This window comes from Schaedlerella arabinosiphila, from assembly GCF_003885045.1.
GTDB lineage: Bacteria > Bacillota > Clostridia > Lachnospirales > Lachnospiraceae > Schaedlerella > Schaedlerella arabinosiphila.
The window spans coordinates 3,689,238-3,712,381 of sequence record NZ_RHJS01000002.1 but is presented as its reverse complement, the minus strand read 5'-3'; the positions used below and the strand labels follow the sequence as shown (position 1 = coordinate 3,712,381).

Below are 23,144 nucleotides of genomic sequence, written 5' to 3'. Positions count from 1 at the left end.
GCTATAATTTTTTTATAAAGGATGCAGATTCCTGAACTTTTAACCGGCTTCGGAACGGAAACAGGGGAGGAAACGCCATGGAAAACCTGACAATCTATAGAAAGATCATCCCGGAAAAATCCGCAGAATATGCGGATTTTCCGGTTTCTCTGCGCCGGGAGCTGGGGGAGTATCTGAACTCCCGCAATATCCCGCGGCTTTATACCCACCAGGCGGAGATGTATGAAGCGGCAATGGACGGGGCCAACGTGGTAATCACGACCTCCACTGCCAGCGGTAAGACGCTCAGCTTCCTGCTGCCGGTGGTGCAGCGGATTCTGGAGGATCCGCTGACCAGGGCCATATTTCTCTATCCGACCAAGGCGCTTGCCAGCGACCAGTACCGGGCCATTGCGCCGATCCTGGAATATTTCGGGCCGGGCCGGATTTCCGCCGGAGTATACGACGGCGACACTGCGCCGTCGGAGCGGAGCCGAATCCGCAAAAGCGCCAATATCATACTGACCAACCCGGAAATGCTAAATTCCGCTTTCCTTCCCAACCACAGCAAGTTCGGGTTTGATTTTATTTTTTCCAATCTGAAGTACATAGTCATCGACGAGCTGCACAGCTATCGGGGGGCCTTCGGCGCGCATCTGGCAAACCTGTTCCGCCGGATGAAGCGGATCTGCAATTATTATCAGTCTGCCCCGCAGTTCCTGTGCAGTTCTGCCACCATTGCAAATCCGATTGAACTGGCGGAGCTGATCTGCAAAACCTCCTTTGTGCTGATCGACAGGGACGGCTCTCCGGCTCCGGAGAAGGAATACCGAATCATACAGCCGCCCCAGATCAAAGGCTCCCATGACAAGATTTACGGCAGAAAATCGGCGTCCTCCATTGCGTCGGAGGTGATCTGCCGGTTGGTGGAAAACGAAGCGCATTTCATTGCATTTGCCAAATCACGGAGAAATGTGGAAGTGATCTTAAAGGAATCCAGGGACAAGCTGGATGGAGCAGCATTCCTGGGCAGCGGGGGCAGCGGAAGAATCGCCGGCTACCGGGGCGGATATACGCCGCTGGAGCGCAAGGAGATTGAGCGGAAGATGCTGGACGGAGATCTGCTCGGACTGGTCTCCACCAATGCGCTGGAATTGGGGATTGACATCGGCAAGCTGGATTCCACGCTGCTCGCAGGCTATCCGGGAACCCGGGCCTCCTTCTGGCAGCAGACCGGGCGGGCAGGGAGAAACGGAGAAAAATGCATCAATTATCTGATCCTGGCGAACCAGCCCTTTGACCAGTACATTGCCATAGATCCGGAATGGCTCTTTTCCATGGAGAGTGAAAATGCCGTTGTAGATCCGGATAACCTGCTGATTGAGCTGTCCCATGTCCGGGCGGCTGCGGCGGAAATGCCCCTGACGATGGATGATGTGGGATTGTTTCCGGACCTGGGGGAGATCATTCCGGTACTGCTCAATGCGGAGGAAGTAAAAGGGATGTCCGGGCGGTTTGCCTGGGCCGGGCCGGCGTTTCCGGCGGGGGATTACAGCCTGCGGAATATGGATCAGACACGGTTTAAGCTGATTCTGGATGAAAGCCTGGAAGTGCCGGAGGAAAACGGCCGTGAGAAATTCGCTCCCAGGGTGATCACGGAGATGGATGAAAACCAGGCATATCATGAACTGCACCCGGGAGCGGTTTATATGCACGAGGGGACGCTGTATGAGGTGCTGAAGCTGGATCTGGTCAGCCGGACTGCCTGGGCCGTTCCCTTTTCGGGCAATTACTATACAGTCCCGGCGGGAAATAAGGATACAAAAATCCTGCAGGTATTTGAGGAGACGGAGTTTGGAAGGACAAAGGTGCATTTCGGGGATATCAATATGAATGAAATGATCTATATGTTTAAGAAGCTGCAGTTCCATAATCATCAGAATCTGGGGTACGTGCAGCTGCCGGAGGCTCTTCAGAAGGACTACGATACCGAGAGTACATGGATCGATATTCCGCAGAATGTGACTGAAATGTATCATAGCCTGCTGCTGCCCAACGCGGCAGGAGAGCTGGCGCTGAATAACCATTTTGAAGGGGTCTGCCATGCAATCAAGAACGCGGCCATGATGGTTACGATGACGGCCGGGGACGATATTGACGCGGTGATCTGCGGAGATGTAGTACTGAAAGCAGATTCAGGAAATGCCGGAAACCAGGCGGGGAGGCATACGCCTGATTCAACGGTTTCCCAGGGGATATCTGAGTCCGATCCGGCGGTTTCTTTGGATTCGAGTGGATTCCGGCAGCAGGTTTCGCTGTATATATACGACAGGTATGAGGGCGGACTGGGATATTCGGAGAAAATATATGAGCTGGTGCCGCAGATCATTGACAATGCCGTGCGTATGGTCGGTGGGTGCGGCTGCGAAAACGGCTGTCCTGCCTGTGTGGGAGATTACAGCCTGGACAAAGGCATGGTGCTCTGGGGGCTCCAAAATCTGAAAGAAAAGAGTGAACCTCCGCAATACAAAGGGAAATATACGGAGACGGAGCGGCCCGCTGTCCGGAAAGAATATTCATTTTTTAAATTGCCCAAACAGTGGTCGGAGTTTTGTGAAAATGCGGTGCAAAGGGGAGAGGGCGGCGCGGCCTTTCTGCAGTCTGTGAAGGCTGTGGAGGTATCAGGAAATCGGCTGGTGCTGACGGTGGAGAACGCATTTTACGAAGCCTGGCTTGGGGAACCGGAAAATATGCGGATCGTGAAGAAGATACTGCAGCGTCATGCGGAATGTCCTTTGGATATGAAGGTGGAAACCATTGTGAAGGGGAATACAGAAGAGTCGATCAAGAAAAAAGAAAAGCTTCGGAGACGGTATGAAAACAGATTTTAAGGAAGAGTGGAAGCATTTGAATCAATACCAGATGGAGGCAGTACTGGACGAGTCTCCGGCCTGTGTTGTGAATGCAAATGTGGGCAGTGGAAAAACCACGGTACTGATTGCAAAAATTTTATATCTGCATTATGAGAAGTCGGTTCCCCTGGAGGACATGGTTGTACTGACGTTTACCAATAAGGCGGCGGATGAGATCATCAGCAGACTGAGAAAGAAGGAGCCAGGGCTGTCACGGGAACAGGTCATGGGGTTCGGTACATTTCACAGCGCGGCGCTGCATCTTTTGAAACACCAGCTTTCTCTGGAGCAGACAGGGTGGAACAGGGAGTTTACGGTGATCAGTCCGGATGAAGAGGCGGATCTGGCGGCAGAAGTGATTGCCGAACAGAAGCTGACGGTGAGGTATAAGAACCGGCTTAAAAAACGTCTGGAGCAGGAGTACCCGGGATACGTGCGGGGAAAAGAAAGCAGCAGGTATCGGGACGACCTGTTCAGGCTGTTTCCGCTGCTGGAAGAGGAAAAGAAGCGTCAGAATAAAATGTCCTTTTCAGATCTGCTCCGGGTGAGCGCCGTACTGCTGCGTGCCGGGGAATGGCATCCGCAATGGATGATTGTGGACGAGGTACAGGACAGCGACGCGCAGCAGATCGAATTTCTGGAAGCGCTGAAAGGAAAAGATACCAGACTGTTTGCGGTAGGAGATCCCAACCAGGTGATCTATAGCTGGCGGGGGACGGGAGAGAATATGTTCTATCTTTTGAAGCACCGTTTCGCTGCGAAAGAACTGTCCCTTCCGGTCAACTACCGTTCCAGCGCCTCAATTCTGGAAGCAGCCAACCGATTTCTGCAGTCCGGCGCAGGCATCCAGAGCAGCCGGGGGGCAGGGGGAAAGATCGTCGTAAAAAATCATTACGATCCGTTTCAGGAGGCGGAATACCTGGCAGGCCGGATTCGCGCGCTTCATGACGCAGGCAGGGCATATGGTGAGATCGCGGTATTTTACCGGCTGCAGAAGCAGGCGGAGCTATTGAAAAAGGTATTGGAAAGACAGCGGATTCCCTGTGAAGTCTCTGTACGGAAGACGGTTAGGGACATTCCGGTCCTGAACTGGCTGATCAAGGTACTCCGGTTTTCCGTGAATCCGGCGGACGGACAGATGGGGATGGAAGCGCTTGCCGATCCGCAGTACGGGGAAACACGTACCAGGGCAAAAGCAAAGAAGATCATCCGGGAGCAAAAGTGGGACAACGTTCTGCTGTACCAAAGGATGCTGGAATTTCAGGATCAGGAAGCGTGGAAGAAGGATACGGTTCCGAAGGCAGCGGAGATATTTGCATATTTCGGATTGAGGGAAGCGCTGCATCCGACTGCCTCTGCCTATCAGGAGGATGAAAAGCTGGTGCTGAGACTTCTGGAAAGGATCTGCGGATATTCCAGGGAAAAAGGCTGCGGACTGATTGAGGGAACCCGGGAATTTGTCAATCAGTCTGCGCTGTATGGGGTGAATCTGTTAAGCGCAGACAGGGATATGGATTCGGCCGGAATAGAAAATTTCCCGGGGGATACTGTGAAGCTGATGACGCTCCATGCCTCTAAAGGACTGGAATTTGAAACCGTGTTTTTGATCGGGATGAACCAGGGGCTGATCCCGCTGCACAGCCAGAGTTTTGAACAGGAGGAAGAGGAGCGGAGACTGTTTTTCGTGGGAATTACCCGGGCAAAGGATGAACTGGAACTGTCCTACTATACCAACCCGGGCGAGCCCGGGATTTCCGGGGAGTACAGCCGGTATCTGCGGATGCTTCCGCCCCATCTTCTGGAATGGGAGGAACTGCGCAGTGAGGGAGAGAAGAGGAGTAACCTGCAGCAGCTCCGCCGGGAGGTTCAGGAACAGATCCGGGAGAAAAAGGAGCAGGAGCAGAAGGAACAGGAGCCGCAGAAGAATACGGCAGTGAAGTACGCAAGGCATCCGAAGTACGGAGCGGGAATCCTGGTGTCGGAAGATGAGATGATGGTGGAAGTGGAGTTTGAAGGGTATGGAAGGAAGCAGTTCTTGAAGGCGTTTGGGGAGGTTACGGTTGAGGGGGAATGAGTGGAAGACTGGACAGGTTTGAAATAACTGCGGAAAGGAAAGTGGAGGTATTCGATGCTTACAATTATTTACGGTGATGCTGAAAGCAGTATTTATAACACAAGCGTTTATTTTAAAAATACTTACGAGCCAGAGTGGTTTGCCTCAGAACTGGCAAAAGAAATGATCCGGGATGTTGACGATTCAGAGGTATTAAGCGGAGAGTGCATCAACAGCCCGGTTCTGGGACAAATTCCGCCTGAGCGGCTGTCAGGGGGCGTGAAAACATTATTACTGATGCTGAATGAATCAGGTAAAATATTCAATGCGTCAACCTGCGGGGATAACTGCGCAAAATGGATATTGGAAATAGGGAAGAAAAAAGATCTGACAATTAATCTCAGGCATATGATGAGTTTTGGTAAAAATACGGAATTTGAAATAAAAGTGGAAAATGGCGGTGAAATCGTACACTCTATGAAAGAACTGATTCCTGTAGCCAGTAAATATTTGAATGAAATGAAGCAGGAGTGACGGAACATGAAAGGTGCGTATAGGGTAATCGTAGAAACCAGGAAAGTAAAATATGATTTCCGGATAAAAAGAAATATTACGATTTTCACAGGAGACAGTGGTTCGGGAAAAACGGTATTAATTGATTTGATTCGTGAGTATAGAAGATTTGGTTCTGACAGCGGTGTTTCGGTTTCATGCAGTTGCCCTTGCAGAACTTTGGATAATGAAGACTGGGAACATCAACTGGGAGAAATAACAAAAAGTATTATATTCATAGATGAAGGAAATCGTTTCCTTATATCAAAAAAATTTGCGGAGCTTGTTATAAAATCGGACAACTATTTTGTGTTTGCTACACGTGAGAAATTGCCGATGCTTCCATATAGTATTCATGAAATTTACGGCTTTCGTAAGTCGGGAAAATTCCATGAAGCAAAACAAAAGTATAACGAGATATATCATTTATATGGTGAAATATCTGAGAAAGAGGGTATTGATCCGAAATTTGTTATTACAGAAGATTCGAACAGCGGATTTGAATTTTTTGCCGAATTGTCAAAACAGAAAAATATAGAATGCGTTTCGCTAAAAGGAAAATCAAATATATTGACAGCAGGGAATATGCCAGTTGGGAACAATATTTTACCAGACTGCTGACAGACAAGACGAAAGAAAATCCTGTCTGGTGTTATTCAAAGAAAAAGCTGTCAAAGGTATATCTGTCTGCAAAAGTAATCAATGCTGCAAAAAGATTTATGAAGTTCATCATCTGGGATTGAGCCTATGAAAACAGAAGCGGCGCATTCTTCCGGATTTCCGGAAGATTCGCCGCTTTTAAAAATTCCGTGATTCTATTTGCTGAGAAACATGGCAAAATCCGCTCTTAGAACACCTTCAGATCTCTGATCTGAAAGAACTATCCGAGCATCGCCTCTTTCGCCTTCTCAATATCGCTTTCATCCTTGAGCGGGAACAGGACATTCGCAAGGATCGCGATAATACAGGTTGCCGTTACCGGATCATTGAAAATGAACTGCAGTGCGGACGGAAGCTGCGCGACAGCCTCCGGGTGGCCCGGCACGCCCATACCGAAAGCGAAAGTCAGTCCCATTACAAGAATATTCCGCTCACTGAAGCCTGCTTTGGAGATCATCTTGATGCCGTTGATCAGGATCATGCCGAATACGGTAATGATCGCGCCGCCCAGCACCGCGTTGGGAATGGCTGAAAACAAAGCCCCCAGTTTCGGGAAAAAGCCCGATATCATCAGGATAAATGCGCCGGTCGCAATACACCATCTGTTGACCACTTTGGTCATGGAGACGATTCCCGCATTTTGGCCGAAGGCTGTATTCGGCAGCGCGTTGAATATAGCTGCCGTTGTGGAGCCCAGCGCATCTGCGAGAATGGCGCCGGAGGTTTCTTTTTCCGTGGCTTCCCGGTCAAATCCCGCAATGGTGATTCCGGAAGTATTTCCGATGGTTTCCAGCCCGGATGTCACAAACAGCGCCGCGAAGCTTAAGATCGCGGGCAGTTGGAATTGCAGATGGAACTGGAACGGAAGCGGCAGGCCGAACCACTTGGCGTCTGTGATCGGCGATGTATCTACCATGCCCAAAATTGCAGCCAGAACATAGCCTGCCACAAGCCCGATCAGGATCGCGGAATTTTTGACCAGCCCTTTTCCGAAACGCTGGAGCAGGATGACGATTGCCAGCACGAAAAAGCCTACGCCCAGGTTCTGCAGGGAACCGTAATCAGCGGCGCCTGCCCCGCCTGCAAAATAATCCACGCCGATGCCCAGCAGATTAACCCCGATGGTGACCAGGGTACAGCCGACAACCAGGGGCGGGAAGAACCGGCGGATGTATTTGTAAAAGAAGCCCATAAATACTTCCACCAGGCTTCCGGCCATACAGCCGCCCAGCACAGCCCCGATACCGCCTGCGGCCCCGATGGCGGAGGCGGTGGGAACGAAGGTAAAGGAAGTACCCATTACGATGGGAAGCTTTGCGCCCACCTGATAATTTTTTCCGAGCCGCAGCGGGTATAACTGTATAAATGTAGTCAGGCCGGATACGAACATGGCGCATTGTACCATGACGACAGTGTCCGCGCCGGACAGACTGCAGACCCCGGCAATGATCAGGATGGGAGCCAGGTTGGAAGTAAACATGGCCAGTACATGCTGCAGGCCCAGGGGAACCGCTGTGGAGAGCCCCGGCCTTCCGTCAAGCTGGTACACCAATTCACGATCCAGTTCTTTTCTTGATTTTGTATCTTGGATTTCACTCATAATCTATATCCTCCTTAGGTTTCCGCACAGTCTGTTTTATCAGATCCGCCCCAGGTAATCATTGACAAGGGCTCTGCCCATACGGATTTCTTTTTCTTCATCAATTCCCACAAGCTGTCCGTTTTTCACGACAACCCTGCCGTTTACGACGGTGTAATCCACGGCGCCTTTTACGCCCACAGTACCGAGCATGGATTTCACATCCAGGTCGGCGCCCACCAGCTCCAGGCGGCTGCGTCGGATTAGGAACAGGTCTCCGGCTTTTCCGGTCTCCAGGGAGCCGATGTCGTCACGTCCCAGCACCTTCGCGCTGCCGTTTGTGGCAATTTTCAGCAGATCGTACCCGCTGGGTGCAAGCTTGCTGGAATTGAGGCGGTGCAGAAGAAATGCCGTGCGCAGCTCCTCCAGGAGATTGGAGCCGTCGTTGCTGGCACTTCCGTCTACCGCAAGACCTACCGGAACGCCAAGTCTCTGCATATCCGGGATACGGCAGATGCCGGAGGACAGCTTCATGTTGGAAATCGGGCAGTGGGCGACACCGGTGCCAGTCTCGGCCAGCAGCGCCAGCTCCTCATCATTGAAATGGATTCCGTGTGCGTACCAGACATCCTTTCCAACCCAGCCCATATCCTCCATGTAGGCCAGCGGACGTTTTCCGTATTTTTCGAGTACATAGTTCTCTTCGTCTATGGTTTCGCACAGATGGGTGTGCAGGCGCACTCCCAGCTCCCTTGCCAGGATGGCGGACTGCCGGTACAGATCTTCCCCTGCGCTGAACGGGGAACAGGGCGCGAGAGCCACCATTTCCATGGAAAACGGTGCGGGATTGTGGAATTTTTCTACCGCAGTTTGAGAATCCCTTAAGATCTCGTCTACGGTCTGCACCACGCTGTCAGGCGGCAGGCCGCCGTCTTTTCTGCTTAAGTCCATACTTCCCCTGGACGCGTAGAAGCGGATGCCCAGCTCCCTTGCCGCGGCGAACTGGGATTCCAGAAGGGCTCCGGAATTACCGCCGGGGAATACATAGTGATGGTCAAAGCAGGTGGTACAGCCGGTCTTTAATAATTCCCCCATCCCTGTCATGGAGCTGTGGTAAATGATGTCGCTGTCCAGATTTTTCCAGATCTCATAGAGCGTAGTCAGCCAGTCAAACAGTTCCATGTTCTGCACCTGCGGCAGGTTCCGGCTGAATGTCTGGTAAAGGTGGTGGTGTGTATTGATCAATCCGGGGTAAACGATACAGCCGGCGGCGTCGATGGTCTCGTCCGCGGACCGGGGGTCTTTGCCCATATAGGTAATGACGCCGTCGGTGATCAGGATATTGGAATCCTCCAACAGGGCATCGTTTGAGTCACAGGTCACAATGGCAGAAGCATTTTTTATCAATAAGCTGCTCATGATTTTTCCTCCAATTATCATGTTCGGTTTTGATTGTGTGAAACGAAGCTGCAGTCCGCGCCCGGCCAGGGTGCGGTTTGTAACGAAATTACATCGGTGCGTCGCTGCACCGGCCGGATAAGCTGCATGAACGGTATGATTTTCTGATGCGGCATCCTGCGCGCAAAGGAATAGGCATATGATATGCGTGTCAGAGTTGGTTTTTCCTGCCGGCAGCCAGATTTTTGGAAAAACAAAAACTGCCGTAACAATTAACTGCAAATCTCCGGTGATCCCGAAGACTTGTAGTCAACTGTTACGGCAGTTGGTAGACACGCTCATCCAATCATGAACTTATACAAGCTAATTTCTAAGTGCCATTATAAGGTGACGGACAGATACTGTCAAGCGGTTTTGAAAAATATGTGAAAAGTGCTGTGAAACAGGATGGAAGAATTGTACAAAATGCACATAAGAGTTGGCGTTCAGGACGCCCATTGCCGCAGGCGATTTCATACGCGGCCTGAGTTACTATTCACGGCACATCGGATTGTTTAAAAATAAAAACTTGCCAAACCGCAGTTATTCCCTTACAATATAGTTGACAATTTAATAATGGAGGTTATTTGAAGAAGGAGACAGAACATGAAAAGAAGAATCACAAGTATTCTTTTGATGCTTATCATGGCGGTGTCTGTTGCACTGAGCGGGTGCTCAGGTGACAAGGCGAAGCCGGAGTCTGCAACGGAGAATGAGCTTCCGAAGAGTAAAAACCCGGTCGAGGGTGGAAGTATCAAGGTTGGTATTTCCCAGGATCTCGACAGTCTTGACCCACACAGAGCAGTATCGGCAGGAACAAAAGAGGTTTTATTTAACATTTACGAAGGTCTGGTAAAGCCGGACAGTGATGGTAATTTGATCGAAGCACTCGCAGAATCCTACGAGATTTCCGAGGACGCGAAGGTGTATACATTTACACTCCGCGAAGGCGTGAAGTTTCACAATGGGGATGCTGTGACTGCCGAGGATGTTAAATATTCAATTGACAAGTGCGCCGATACGTCGAATGGTGATCCATTGGTATCGGCGTATTCTATTGTGGAGCGAGTGGAGACCCCGGATGAAAAGACGGTCGAGATCTATCTGTCGGAAGCCAACACGGAATTTCTGGCGTACATGACCACCGCCATTGTGCCCAGGGACTATGAAGAGCTGGATACAGACCCCATCGGGACGGGCCCGTTTAAGTACGATTCCCGGAATCCCCAGGAAAATGTGATCATTGTGAAAAATGAAGACTACTGGGGAGAAAAGGCGCATCTGGACAAGGTGGAATTTCGCGTGGTGGCGGACGCCGATATGCTGGTGACCAACTTAAAAGGCGGCTCCATCGATATGGCTATGCGTCTGACGGTCAGCCAGGCGGCGGAGCTGACGGAAGGCTTTCATGTGGAAGAAGGCACTATGAACCTGGTACAGGCGCTGTATCTGAATAACGCCGTGGAGCCGCTGAACGACGAGAAGGTGCGGCAGGCGCTTTGCTATGCCATTGATCCCAAGGAGATCATGGATATGATCGCGGACGGAAAAGGGGCGCGCATCGGAACCAGCATGTATCCGGGGCTGAAAAAGTATTTTGACGAAGAATATTCCACATACTATGAGCAAGACTATGAAAAAGCAAAGGCGCTTTTGAAAGAAGCCGGATATGCGGACGGATTTGACCTGGAGATCACGGTCAGCGCAGCGGACAAGCCCCATGTGGATACGGCCCAGGTGATTGTGGAGCAGTTAAAAAATATCGGCGTCAACGCCACCATCAAGCCGGTGGAATGGGAAGCATGGCTGGAGGAAGTGTACGCCAACAGCAAGTTTGAGTCCACGGTTGTGGGTGTGGACGCGTCCAACCTGTCCGCGCGGGCTATGTTGGAACGCTTTACCACAGACGGCCACGGGAATTTTACTGGGTTCAGCGATGCAGAATATGACAAGGTATTCCAGGAGGCGATCGCCACTACGGATGAGGACGAAAAAGTGAAGCTGTACAAGGAAGCAGAGGGAATCCTTGCGGAACGCGCGGCCAACGTATATATCCAGGATCTGGCAAATATGGTGGCGATCAGCGATCGGTTTGACGGATACAAATTCTACCCCCTGTATGTGCAGGATATGTCCGCCATGTACGCGGTAGAATAATGGAATCCAGATTCCTGCTGCGTCAGTTCACGGCCATGCCGAAATCAACAGGCAGGCACGGCTTGTAAGAAGAGGAAACGCAGCCCATTCAGAACAATCAGGAGGCAGGTATGAAATATATTATCAAAAAAATTACAGGTCTTATAATCACATTATTAATTGTCAGCATACTTGCCTTCCTTGCCTTTGAAGTCATCCCGGGAGACCCGGCCAGGACGATCCTCGGCACGGAAGCAACGGAAAGCAAAGTGCAGGCGCTGCGGGAAGAAATGGGACTGAACCGCCCGTTGTGGGAGCGCTATGTACAGTGGGTGAAAGATTTTCTGGCAGGCGATATGGGCAGTTCCTATTTTTATCAGATCCCTGTACGGGAGATGATCGGGGACAAGCTTCCCATCACAGTTGCCATGACGGCTCTTGCATTTTTCTTTACGCTGCTGTTGTCTGTCCCGGTCAGCATTCTCAGCGCCCGGTATGAGAATCATTTCTTTGACCGGACGTTTTTGATCCTCAACCAGGTTACCATGTCCATTCCGCCGTTTTTTATCGGGATCATTTTTACGGTGGTCTTCGGACTGATTTTCCGCTGGTTTACACCGGGCGGATATGTGTCCTACACGGAAGGGATGGCAGCTTTTTTAGGATACCTGATCCTTCCGTCTCTGTCGATTGCCCTTCCCAAAGCCGCAATGACTACGAAATTATTGCGAAATTCCCTGATTTCGGAAATGCATCAGGACTACGTGCGGACCGCATACAGCCGGGGGAACAGCCCCTGGCGGGTGCTGGTGTGCCACGCGTTTCGGAATGGGATCGTCCCGGTGGTCACATTTCTGGGAATGGCAGTTGCGGATATGATCGCGAACAGTATCGTGGTGGAGCATGTGTTTGGGATTCCGGGAATCGGCAGGACGCTGATCGGCTCGATTTCCAAACGGGATTATCCGGTGGTGGAGGCGATCATCGTACTGATCGCGGTGGTCACGCTGGTGATGAATACGCTGGTAGACCTGCTGTACCATAAGCTGGATAAGAGAATTGAAGTGTAATGCGAAAGGAACGGGGAAAATCATGAAACGGAAGCTGACCTCCCACAATTTCATACTCGGCGCAGTGATCACGGCTATCATGCTGTCTTTGATCCTGCTGGGCTTCGTCTGGACGCCATACGACCCGGAAGCCATGCAGGGCTCGTTAAAGCTCCATGGCCCCAGCCTGACGCACCCCTTCGGGACAGACCAGTTCGGCAGGGATATCTTAAGCCGGGTTCTGTCCGGGGCAGGGAGTACATTGCTGATCGCCCTGGGAACCATCCTGCTGGGTGGAATCATCGGCATCCTTGCCGGAGCTCTGACCGGATACTTCGGGGGCTGGCTGGATGAAGGGCTGATGCGTGTAAATGACGCTTTGGCCGCATTTCCAAGCGTGCTGCTCGCCCTGGTTATGATCGCGCTTCTGGGGCCGGGCACTTATAAGGTGATGCTTGCCCTGGGGATTGCCTTTATCCCCAGCTTTGCAAGGATTGTCCGGGGAGAATTTTTGCGGCTGCGGGAAATGGATTATGTAACCAGCGCAAAACTGATCGGTGTTTCCACACCGCGGATCTTATTTGTACACATACTGCCCAATATCCTGCCGGCTCTGCTTTCCGCCCTGGCCATTGGATTTAACAACGCCGTGCTTGCGGAGGCCAGCATGAGTTATCTGGGGATCGGGGTGCAGCCGCCGGATGCCAGTCTGGGAAGGATGCTCTCGGAATCCCAGACCTATCTGGCTGGAGGGCCGTGGTGTGCCGTATTCCCGGGTCTGTTCCTGGTGCTTTTGATCTTAGGCGTAGGTCTGCTGGGGGAAGGGATACTGGATCAGTTCGGAGGCGGAAGATGATGCCGGAAGAAGGGGTACCGGGTCAGTTTGGAGGTGGAAGATGATGCTGAAAGTAGAAAATCTGTCGATTCATTTTGAAGACCGGAGTGAGAAGGAAGAGGTCGTAAAAAATGTTTCTTTTGCAGTCGAAGCCGGAGATATCCTGGGAATCGTCGGGGAATCCGGCTCCGGAAAGACGATGACCGCGCTGACCATTGCGGGGCTTCTGAAAAAACACGCGGTTCTGGACGGGGGAAGGATCTGGCTGGACGATACAGATCTCCTGACGCTTTCGGAAAAGGAGATGCGCAGGATTCAGGGAAATGAGATCGGCATGATCTTCCAGGAGCCCATGACCGCTCTGAACCCCACCATGCGGATCGGGAAGCAGGTGGAGGAAGCGCTGCTTCTGCATGACAGGCCATGGGGGCGGGAAGGCAGAAAGGAAAGCGGCGCAGCGGCGGGGAAAAAAATGACGAAAGCAGAGCGCAGACAGCTTGCCCTGAGAGCGTTGGAAGAGGTAGAATTGGAGAATCCCGGGGAACTGTACAGGAAGTATCCTTATGAGCTGTCCGGAGGGATGCGCCAGAGGGTTATGATCGCCGCGGCCATGGTGTGCCGCCCGAAGCTTCTGATCGCGGACGAACCGACTACGGCGCTGGACGTGGGAACCCAGGAAAGCATCCTGAATCTTTTGAAAAAACTGAACCGGAAATACGGCATGAGCATCCTGTTTATTTCCCATAACCTGCGTGTGGTCAATACATTGTGCAGCCGCGTACTGGTCATGAAGGACGGGCAGACAGTGGAAGAGGGGGACTGCAGGGAGATTTTTGAAAATCCGCAGTCCGAATATACCAGAGAATTGATCGCGGCGATCCCGGCAAGGACCAGGGAGAACCGGTATTACGATTTGCTGAGGAGAAAGAAGAAAGCAGGTGAGCCTTTTGCCGGAAAAGATTTTGGAAGTCAGTCATGTAAATGCCTACTATAGAGAAGGAAAAACGAGGCGGCAGGTTCTGGAGGACGTGTCCTTTGAGCTGTACGAGGGGGAAATCGTCGGCCTGGTAGGAGAAAGCGGCAGCGGGAAATCCACCCTCTGCAAATGTATCCTGGGTCTTTTGAAGGAATACGACGGTGAGATCCGGCACTATACAAAGCGCCCCCAGATGGTCTTTCAGGACCCTTTTGGAGCTCTCAACCCCAGAAAGACCGTCGGCTGGATACTGGAGGAACCGCTGAGGGTCAAGGGCGGATTCTCCAGGCAGGAACGCCGGGAAAAGGCGGAGGAAATGCTTGGAAGAGTACATTTGCCGGAAGATTTTTACGGAAGATACCCCCGGGAGCTGAGCGGCGGGCAGCGGCAGCGGGTCAGCATCGCACTGGCCCTGATCACCGGGACCAGATTTATCCTGGCGGACGAGCCGCTCTCCGCGCTGGATGTGACCGTGCAGGCCCAGATCATCGCCCTTCTGAAAGAGCTGCAGGAGAAGGAGAAGATCTGCTATCTGTTTGTGTCCCACGACCTGGACGTGGTCAGTATGCTGTGCGGCAGGGTACTGTTTCTTCAGGATGGGAAAGTGCACTGCCTGGACGAGCCGGGCGGGCTGTAAAAGAAGGACACGGGAATTGCCCCCATTGAATGGGCTTTGCGGATGGCGGACAGGCATTCGGTTCGGGGTACAGAGCGGCAGCAGTTTCGAAGGAGGAGTTATGAGAACCTACAAATTAACGATTGCATATGACGGAACCCGCTACCAGGGCTGGCAGAGACAGCCGGATACGGAGCTGACGATCCAGGGGATGCTGGAGAGGGCCGTCTGCGCCCTGAAAGGGTATCCTGTAGAAGTCAACGGATCTGGCCGGACGGACGGAGGCGTACATGCCGAAGCCCAGACGGCCAGTATCCGTTTATCGGGAAAAGTGGAGGAAGAACCATTTCTGGAGGAATTGAACCGGATGCTGCCGGAGGATATCCGGGTGACAGGGATGGAACTTGTGAAAAACGGATTTCACGCCCGTTACAGCGCTTCGGGAAAGCGGTATGAGTATACGGTGGATACCAGGGAAAAAGCGGATGTTTTTACCCGCAAATATTGTTTTCATTTTCCGGAAAAACTGGATATGGGGGCGATGAAAAAGGCGGCGGACTGCCTGGTGGGAAAGCATGACTTTGCCGCCTTTACAGACCGGAATGAGGATCAGTCCACGATCCGCACCATCTATGCGATCCGGATCAGTAAAGAGGGGAGCAAGGTGAAGCTTCTGTATGAGGGAAACGGATTCATGTACCATATGGTGCGGATTCTGACGGGGACCCTTCTGGAAGTGGGAACCAGGAAGCGGTCCGTAGAGGAGACGGCGGTGCTTCTGGACGGAGGGGAGCGCTTTCAGGCCGGATTTCTGGCGCCGGCTTGCGGATTATCCTTAAAAGAGGTATACTATTGAGTATGTACGGATTGGAAGGATGGTAGAAGATCATATGAAACTGATATCTTGGAATGTAAATGGAATCCGCGCCTGCATGCAAAAAGGATTTCTGGATTTTTTCCGGCAGGCGGATGCGGATATACTGTGCCTGCAGGAGACGAAGCTGCAGGCGGGACAGCTTGAGCTGGAACTGGAGGGGTATCACCAGTACTGGAATTATGCCGTGAAAAAAGGCTACTCCGGGACGGCGGTATTTACCAAAACAAAGCCCTTGAACGTATCTTACGGGATCGGTATGGAGGAGCATGACCAGGAAGGGCGTGTGATCACCTGCGAGTTTGAGGACTTTTATTTCGTGACAGTCTATACGCCCAACTCCCAGGAGGGATTGAAGCGTCTGGACTACCGGATGAAATGGGAGGATGATTTCCGGGGGTATCTCAAAGGTCTGGAAGCGGCAAAGCCGGTGATCGTAACCGGGGATATGAATGTGGCCCACAGGGAGATTGACCTGAAAAATCCGAAGAACAACCGAAAGAACGCCGGATTTACGGACGAGGAGCGCCAGAAGTTCACAGAGCTTATGGATGCCGGCTTTATCGACACGTTCCGGTATTTTTATCCGGAGCAGGAAGGGATCTATTCCTGGTGGTCCTACCGGTTCAAAGCGCGGGAGAAAAATGCCGGGTGGCGTATCGACTACTTCTGCGTGTCGGAAAGCTTAAAGGACAGGCTGGAGGATGCGAAGATCCTGACAGAGGTGTATGGGTCGGATCATTGCCCGATTGAACTGGATCTCAAATAAAGGAAATTTTGTAAAAAACAGGAGGCGGTTATTGTGACAAAGATTGATATTATTTCCGGCTTTTTGGGAGCAGGAAAGACAACGTTTATTAAGAAAATGCTTCAGGAGGCGTTTTCAGGGGAGCAGGTTGTCCTGATTGAGAATGAATTTGGGGAGATTGGGATTGACGGCGGCTTCTTAAAGGATGCCGGCATTGAGATCCGGGAGATGAATTCCGGATGTATCTGCTGCTCACTGGTAGGGGACTTTGGAAAATCATTAAAAGAGGTTGTGGACACGTACCATCCCCAGCGGATTCTGATCGAGCCTTCCGGCGTAGGGAAGCTTTCGGACGTAATCAAGGCGGTGCAGGACGTGTCTGGGCAGATCGACGCGAAGCTGAACAGCTTTACGACCATGGTAGATGTGACAAAATGCAGGATTTACAGTAAGAATTTCGGGGAATTTTTCAGCAACCAGATCGAATATGCGGGGGCGGTGATCTTGAGCAGGACGGACAAAGCGAACCAGGACAAGATCGAAGAAAGTGTGAAGATCCTGCGGGGGATTAATGAAAAGTCACCCATCATCACGACGCCGATCGCACAGCTTTCCGGTGAAAAACTGCTGGAGATCATGGAAGGAAGCAAATCTTTAGAAGAGGAGCTGCTCTCAGAGCTTCGCTGCCCGGAATGTGGGGAGATCCATGAACATGGGGAAGAATGCGGGTGCGGCCATGATCACCACCATCATCACCATGAAGGGGAGCATGACCATCACCATCATCATGACGAGCATTCTCACGGTCACGGCGGGGAAGTTGATCACAGCCATCCTCACGTAGAAGGCCATGAAGAGCATCATCATGACCATGCTCACGGCGGGGAAGATGATCACAGCCATCACCACGTAGAAGGCCACGAAGAGCATCATCACCATGACCATCATCATGACGAGTGCCACGCAGGCCATGACCACCATCATCACCATCATGGCCACCACCACGCTGACGACGTATTCACAAGCTGGGGCCGGGAAACGGTGAAGTCCTATACAAAAGAAGAGATCAGCAGCATATTACAGGCTCTGGAGAAGGAGGAAACCTACGGTACAATCCTGCGCGCCAAAGGCATGGTTGCCGGGGCAGACGGACAGTGGATTTACTTTGACATGGTACCCGGAGAGCAGGAGGTCAGGAGCGGCACGGCAGAATATACGGGCCGGATCTGTGTCATCGGCTCCAAGCTGAAAGAAGAGAAGCTTGCGGAGCTTTTCGGATTATAAAAGACTGGAAAGGAAAGAAAAAAATGGATCAACCGGATGTATTGGTATATCTGATGACTGGTTTTTTGGACAGCGGGAAGACGCAGTTTTTGAAATTCACATTGGAACAGGATTATTTTCAGATTCCGGGGACGACGCTTCTGATCCTCTGCGAGGAAGGGGAGGAAGAATACGGCGCGGCAGGGCTGAAAAGATACAATATCGCCGTGGAGCGGGTAGAATCCCAGGAAGAACTGACGGAGGAATATCTGCGGGCACTGGACGAAAAGCATCATCCGGAACGGGTTGTGGTAGAATACAACGGTATGTGGAAGGTCAGCGATTTTGAGAACCTGAAGCTCCCGGAGGGCTGGGGGATCGAGCAGAAGCTGACCACCGTGGACGCCAGCACCTTCCAGATGTATCTGACCAACTTAAAACCCCTGTTTGTGGAGATGGTCCGGGGTTCGGAGCTGGTGCTGTTCAACCGCTGCAGCGATATCAAGCCCCTGGCGGGCTACCGCAGAAGTGTGAAGGTGGTAAGCCCCCAGGCAGAGGTGATTTTTGAGGACGAAAAGGGCGAAGTGGAAAATATCTTTGAAAACGATGTGCCCTACGACCTGGATGCGCCGATTGTTGAGATCCGTCCCGAGGACTATGGGATCTGGTATGTGGATATGATGGAGCGTCCGGATCAGTATAAAGGAAAAGTCGTGGAATATACGGCAAAGGTTTTAAAGCCGCGCACATTTCCGGCCAAGATGTTTCTGCCGGGCCGCATGGCTATGACCTGCTGCGCGGACGATACGTCATTTCTCGGATATGTGTGCAGGAGTTCCTATGCATCCAAGCTGAAACCCGGACAGTGGGTGAAGATCCGCGCCAGGATCGGATTTGCGAAGATGTCTGTTTACCGGGGGACGGGCCCGGTACTGGAAGCGGAGCATGTGGAACTGGCAGACCCGATCGAAGAACTGGTATACTTTAACTAAAGGCTGCCCTACCACGTATCCGGGGTTCACAGGGCGGCGGCAGAACCGGCCCCGGGAGAGGGCCATGTCAGCAGGAAAGGACAAGGGTATAAAGATGGCGGATATTGCAAATGTTTACAAGGCAGACAATACAAGATATGAGAAGATGAAATATAACCGGGTGGGCAGAAGCGGATTGAAATTTCCCGCGGTATCCCTGGGACTGTGGCATAATTTCGGCAGCAGGGACAATTACGACAACATGAAACAAATGCTGCGGACGGCATTTGACATGGGAATCACCCAGTTTGACCTGGCCAATAATTACGGGCCGGTCTATGGAAGCGCGGAGACCAATTTCGGAACCATCATGGAAGCAGATTTTCGGCCTTACCGGGATGAACTGATTATTACGACAAAAGCGGGCTACGACATGTGGGACGGCCCTTACGGAGACGGGGGCAGCAGAAAATATCTGATGGCAAGCATTGATCAGAGCCTGAAGCGCATGAAACTGGATTATGTTGACATTTTTTACCATCACCGGATGGACAGGGAGACCCCACTTGAAGAGACCATGCAGGCGTTGGCAGACATTGTCAGGAGCGGAAAAGCGCTCTATGCCGGCGTGTCCAACTACGATAAGGAATATACGGAAAAAGCGGCGGCTATGCTCAGGGAGCTGCACTGCCCCTTTGTGATCAACCAGAGACGGTATTCCATCTTTGACCGTACCATTGAGGAGGACGGGGTGAAAGAGTTCTGCAGAGAGGCGGGAGTAGGAGTAATCGCATTCAGCCCTCTGGCGCAGGGGATGCTGACAGACAAATATCTTGGGGGAATCCCAAAAGACAGCAGGATTGGGAGAGACCCCCGTTTTCTGCGTGCGGAAGCCCTGACAGAGAAACGGCTGGATCAGATCGCGCGGCTGAACGAACTGGCGGCAAAAAGGGGACAGACGCTGGCACAGATGGCGCTCTCCTGGGTGCTGCGGGACGGGGACGTGTGCTCCGTACTGATCGGCGCCTCCAGGCCCTCCCAGATTCTGGAAACCAGGACGGTTTTCGAGCACACCTGCTTTTCCGAAGAAGAGATCCGCAAAATTGACGAGATCAGCAGGGAGACTTTCGAAGCTTGAAAAAATCCGCCGTAATTCGGGAAAGGCACGCACCTTTCCCAGCCGGCCGTCATATAATAGAACAGACGAAAACAGGAGATGTTCAGAATTTATGGCGATTGGTTATTTGGTCATACAGGCCAGGACTGCTGACGGCGCCGTTCCGCTTGGCGGCGCGGAGATCAGGATACTTGATCCCCAGGGCAGCAGTGTCTATGAACTGACGACAGATGAAAGCGGGGAAACACAGACGGTCTCTCTGGAAACCGTAGACAGAAGCCTTTCCCTGGATCCGGATTATGCCGGGACACCGTATACGGCCTACGATGTGCTGGTGCGTGCGGCAGGCTTCAATTCTCTTTACATTTCAGGCGTTCCCATCTATGAGGAGGAAACGGCCATCCAGCCGGCGGAACTGATACCCATGCAGCAGCTTCAGCGCAGCCCGATGGTCACGGAGATTACCATTGATAAGCCTGCCGCTGCGTCAGATATAAAGCGTATCCAGGAAAAACCGGATCCCAGGCTTCGGATTCTGCGGCAGGTGGTCATTCCGAACCCGATCACGGTGCATTTGGGCAGCCCGTCCTCATCTGCTGCCAATGTACAGGTTCCCTTTATAGACTATATTAAAAATGCGGCCAGCAGCGAGATCTATCCTACCTGGCCGGATGCCGCGCTTCGGGCAAATATCTACGCGATCATTACGTTTGCGCTGAACCGTGTATTTACCGAATGGTACAGAAGCCGCGGATATTCCTTCGACATTACCAGCAGTACGGCTTACGACCAGGCGTATGTACACGGCCGGACGATTTTCGAGTCCATCAGCAGGATTGTGGATGAAATTTTCAACCAATATGTCCGCAGGCAGGGGCAGAACGCGCCTTATTTTACTTCATTCTGCAACGGAACCACCTCGACCTGCTCCGGTCTCTCACAGTGGGGGACGGTCAGCCTGGCAGAGCGGGGGATGACCCCTCTGCAGATTCTCCGTAACTACTACCCCAATGACATAGAGATTGTAGAAACCAATGCAGTAACCGGCGTCCTCTCCTCCTATCCGGGTACGCCCTTACGAATCGGAAGCAGAGGGCTTGACGTGCAGGTCATCCAGACCTATCTGAACCGGATTCGCAGGAATTATCCGGCCATCCCGGCGATCACGGACGAGGCGGGCGTATTCGGGGAGAGCACCCGGGCAGCGGTTACCAAATTCCAGAGTGTTTTCAACCTGACAGCGGACGGGGTGGTGGGAAGCGCCACCTGGTATAAGATTTCCTATCTGTATGCCGCCGTAGCCAGGCTGGCGGAATTGGACAGCGAGGGTACAACGCTTGGGATCGGAACGGTTCCGCCGGGCTCGGTGATCCGGCAGGGCTCCAGGGGGGCGGATGTCATTACACTGCAGTATCTGCTCAATATGATTGCGGAATTTTATCCCACGGTGCCTCGGGTTGCCCAGGACGGGATATTCGGCAGCGCAACGCGTCAGGCGGTCATCGCCTTCCAGAATGCCGTTGGGCTGGACGCGGACGGAATCGTGGGGCCGGATACCTGGAGGGCTCTCTATGACGTCTATCTGGGAATCGGGGAAAATGTGCCCGTGCCGGGGCCGGATACGGGATACATTGAATATGTGGTTCAGCCGGGCGACACACTCTGGCTGCTTTCCCAGAGATATGGAACCACGGTGGATGCAATCAAAAATCTGAACGGCCTGACGGGCAGCATGATTTATATCGGGCAGGTGCTCAAGATCCCGTCGGATTCCGTCAAGCCGTATATTGAATATACGGTTCGGGTAGGGGATACCCTGTGGGAGCTTTCCAGGCGGTACGGAACCACGGTGGAGGCGATCCGGGAGCTGAACGGACTGACCAGCGATATGATCTATATCGGCCAGACGCTGCTGATTCCGGTAAAATGATGTTTAATATGGTAAAAAAATATGGAATATGATTTGTATCATTGTATTCTGTGTGAAAATCCGCTATACTAATATCGTAAAAAATGTCCAGAAGGTACAAAAGCTATTTTAACCGGCTTGTTCCCGTACGATTTTGGGTGTAAACAGCAGCATATCCATATGCTGGCGTGAAAGGAGAAGGAACGATGGGAAAAGAATTTGATGTGATCGCAATGGGTGAGCTTTTAATTGATTTTACGATGAGCGGCCAAAGCGAACAGGGCAACAACCTGTTTGAGGCATGCCCCGGAGGGGCGCCGTGCAATGTGCTGGCACTTTTAAATAAGATGGGAAAAAAGACCGCGTTTCTTGGCAAAGTAGGGAAAGACCAGTTTGGGACACTGCTCAGGGCAACACTGGAAGACGTGGGGATCAATACGTCCAACCTGCTGACAGATGAGCAGGTGAACACGACCCTGGCCTTTGTCCACACATTTCCGGACGGAGACAGGGAATTTTCGTTTTACCGGAACCCCGGGGCGGATATGATGCTGACGGCGGAAGAGGTAGATGAAGAGTTTCTGGCGCAGACCCGTCTGTTCCACTTCGGAACCCTGTCCATGACCCATGACGGCGTGCGGGAGGCCACCAAAAAAGCGCTCAGAGCAGCGAAGGAGAAAGGGCTTCTGATTTCCTTTGACCCGAACCTGCGCCCGCCGCTGTGGAGTTCCCTGGAGCTGGCGAAGGAACAGATGGAGTACGGCTTCGGGTTCTGCGATATCCTGAAGATTTCCGACAATGAGATCCAGTTCGTATCCGGCAAGGAGGACTACGATGAGGGCATCCGTTTCCTTCAGGAAAAGTACCAGATCCCGCTGATCCTGCTGACCATGGGAAAGGACGGAAGCCGTGCGTACTATAAGGGAATGCGCGTGGAAAGGCCGGGATTTAAGTGCAACACCATTGAGACCACCGGCGCCGGGGATACCTTCTGCGGAAGTTCTCTCTATTACATACTGGAGCACGATTTTGAGAACCTGACGGAGGAGCAGCTGGGAGAAATGCTGACCTTCGCAAACGCGGCGGCGGCCATTGTTACAACAAGAAAGGGTGCGATCCGTGCCATGCCGGAGAAGGAAGAAGTGGAAGCGCTGATCCGAAGCTGAGTAAATACCTGGAAGCCTGGAAAAAACCGGCCGGGAATCCGAAGTCCTATAAAGTTTGGGAAGATTGGGGAGGAATATTATTGACACGTCTATTGTGTTACTATAACATAAAAAAGAATGAGGTCTTGTCTTGTCCGGCTTGGGGGGATTAGGTATGGTAGAACAAGGCTTGCCGGTCACATTTTTGCTGCTCTTTACGGTATTGATCTGGGTGCTGCACTTGATGATCCTGCTGTCCAGCCCCGGAAACAAGGTGAACCAATGGTGCTTGCTGCATCACCGGCATTTTGCTGAGTCTTGGAGTATGGAAAG

General features: G+C 52.1%; 18 protein-coding genes and 1 riboswitch. Of the genes, 16 read left to right on the top strand and 2 right to left on the bottom strand.

Annotated features, from left to right (window positions below; genetic code table 11):
• Positions 1-77: 77 nt before the first annotated feature.
• From EBB54_RS17790 to EBB54_RS17775, 4 genes are read left to right on the top strand one after another with little or no spacing between them, the layout of a single operon-like run.
• The gene (locus tag EBB54_RS17790) at positions 78-2,870 is read left to right on the top strand and encodes a DEAD/DEAH box helicase (RefSeq protein WP_125128409.1); all 2,793 of its coding nucleotides are present in this window, start codon (positions 78-80) and stop codon (positions 2,868-2,870) included.
• A complete protein-coding gene (locus EBB54_RS17785; protein WP_125128408.1) occupies positions 2,854-4,965 on the top strand; it encodes an ATP-dependent helicase in 2,112 nt (703 codons plus the stop codon). The genes EBB54_RS17790 and EBB54_RS17785 overlap by 17 nt, the downstream gene beginning before the upstream one ends.
• A 54-nt stretch (positions 4,966-5,019) precedes the next feature.
• Positions 5,020-5,478: a DUF4869 domain-containing protein gene (locus EBB54_RS17780; RefSeq protein WP_004078171.1), complete on the top strand. Its 459-nt coding sequence runs from the start codon at positions 5,020-5,022 to the stop codon at positions 5,476-5,478.
• Between the two features lie 6 nt (positions 5,479-5,484).
• Positions 5,485-6,117 carry a Fis family transcriptional regulator gene (locus EBB54_RS17775; RefSeq protein WP_243127715.1) on the top strand — a complete coding sequence of 211 codons (633 nt, stop codon included), beginning with the start codon at positions 5,485-5,487 and terminating at the stop codon, positions 6,115-6,117.
• Between the two features lie 259 nt (positions 6,118-6,376).
• On the opposite strand, the gene EBB54_RS17770 is transcribed toward EBB54_RS17775, so the two are convergent.
• Together EBB54_RS17770 and EBB54_RS17765 are read right to left on the bottom strand one after the other, a co-directional pair.
• On the bottom strand, positions 6,377-7,756 hold the full coding sequence (locus tag EBB54_RS17770) for a uracil-xanthine permease family protein (RefSeq protein ID WP_125128407.1): 1,380 nt from the start codon (positions 7,754-7,756) through the stop codon (positions 6,377-6,379).
• A gap of 39 nt (positions 7,757-7,795) precedes the next feature.
• Entirely contained in the window at positions 7,796-9,154 is a 1,359-nt protein-coding gene (locus EBB54_RS17765) for an 8-oxoguanine deaminase (protein WP_125128406.1), read from the bottom strand.
• Positions 9,155-9,419: 265 nt separating this feature from the next.
• Positions 9,420-9,515, bottom strand: a riboswitch (purine riboswitch).
• Between the two features lie 263 nt (positions 9,516-9,778).
• On the opposite strand from EBB54_RS17765, the gene EBB54_RS17760 reads away from it, so the two are divergent.
• The 12 genes from EBB54_RS17760 (at position 9,779) to EBB54_RS17705 (ending at position 22,832) form a co-directional block, all read left to right on the top strand.
• Complete coding sequence (locus tag EBB54_RS17760; protein WP_125128405.1) at positions 9,779-11,329, top strand: ABC transporter substrate-binding protein; 1,551 nt, start codon at positions 9,779-9,781, stop codon at positions 11,327-11,329.
• A 110-nt stretch (positions 11,330-11,439) separates the two neighbouring features.
• Positions 11,440-12,378: an ABC transporter permease gene (locus EBB54_RS17755; RefSeq protein ID WP_125128404.1), complete on the top strand. Its 939-nt coding sequence runs from the start codon at positions 11,440-11,442 to the stop codon at positions 12,376-12,378.
• A 22-nt stretch (positions 12,379-12,400) separates the two neighbouring features.
• On the top strand, positions 12,401-13,213 hold the full coding sequence (locus EBB54_RS17750; protein WP_125128403.1) for an ABC transporter permease: 813 nt from the start codon (positions 12,401-12,403) through the stop codon (positions 13,211-13,213).
• Positions 13,214-13,256: 43 nt separating this feature from the next.
• The gene (locus EBB54_RS17745; protein ID WP_125130877.1) at positions 13,257-14,186 is read left to right on the top strand and encodes an ABC transporter ATP-binding protein; all 930 of its coding nucleotides are present in this window, start codon (positions 13,257-13,259) and stop codon (positions 14,184-14,186) included.
• Entirely contained in the window at positions 14,155-14,805 is a 651-nt protein-coding gene (locus tag EBB54_RS17740) for an ABC transporter ATP-binding protein (protein ID WP_243127714.1), read from the top strand. Before EBB54_RS17745 ends, EBB54_RS17740 begins: the two co-directional genes overlap by 32 nt.
• A gap of 100 nt (positions 14,806-14,905) precedes the next feature.
• Positions 14,906-15,640, top strand: coding sequence for a tRNA pseudouridine(38-40) synthase TruA (gene truA / locus EBB54_RS17735; protein WP_125128401.1), 735 nt, complete (start codon positions 14,906-14,908; stop codon positions 15,638-15,640).
• Between the two features lie 34 nt (positions 15,641-15,674).
• A complete protein-coding gene (locus EBB54_RS17730) occupies positions 15,675-16,427 on the top strand; it encodes an exodeoxyribonuclease III (RefSeq protein ID WP_125128400.1) in 753 nt (250 codons plus the stop codon).
• Between the two features lie 33 nt (positions 16,428-16,460).
• The gene (locus tag EBB54_RS17725; protein ID WP_125128399.1) at positions 16,461-17,690 is read left to right on the top strand and encodes a CobW family GTP-binding protein; all 1,230 of its coding nucleotides are present in this window, start codon (positions 16,461-16,463) and stop codon (positions 17,688-17,690) included.
• Positions 17,691-17,713: 23 nt separating this feature from the next.
• Positions 17,714-18,661 carry a TIGR03943 family putative permease subunit gene (locus EBB54_RS17720; protein ID WP_125128398.1) on the top strand — a complete coding sequence of 316 codons (948 nt, stop codon included), beginning with the start codon at positions 17,714-17,716 and terminating at the stop codon, positions 18,659-18,661.
• 64 nt (positions 18,662-18,725) lie between these two features.
• Positions 18,726-19,778 carry an aldo/keto reductase gene (locus EBB54_RS17715; RefSeq protein WP_243127713.1) on the top strand — a complete coding sequence of 351 codons (1,053 nt, stop codon included), beginning with the start codon at positions 18,726-18,728 and terminating at the stop codon, positions 19,776-19,778.
• A 91-nt stretch (positions 19,779-19,869) separates the two neighbouring features.
• Positions 19,870-21,687 (top strand): LysM peptidoglycan-binding domain-containing protein, encoded by a 1,818-nt coding sequence (locus EBB54_RS17710; protein ID WP_125128397.1) that lies wholly within the window; start codon positions 19,870-19,872, stop codon positions 21,685-21,687.
• Positions 21,688-21,872: 185 nt separating this feature from the next.
• Complete coding sequence (locus EBB54_RS17705; protein WP_125128396.1) at positions 21,873-22,832, top strand: carbohydrate kinase family protein; 960 nt, start codon at positions 21,873-21,875, stop codon at positions 22,830-22,832.
• Positions 22,833-23,144 lie beyond the last annotated feature (312 nt).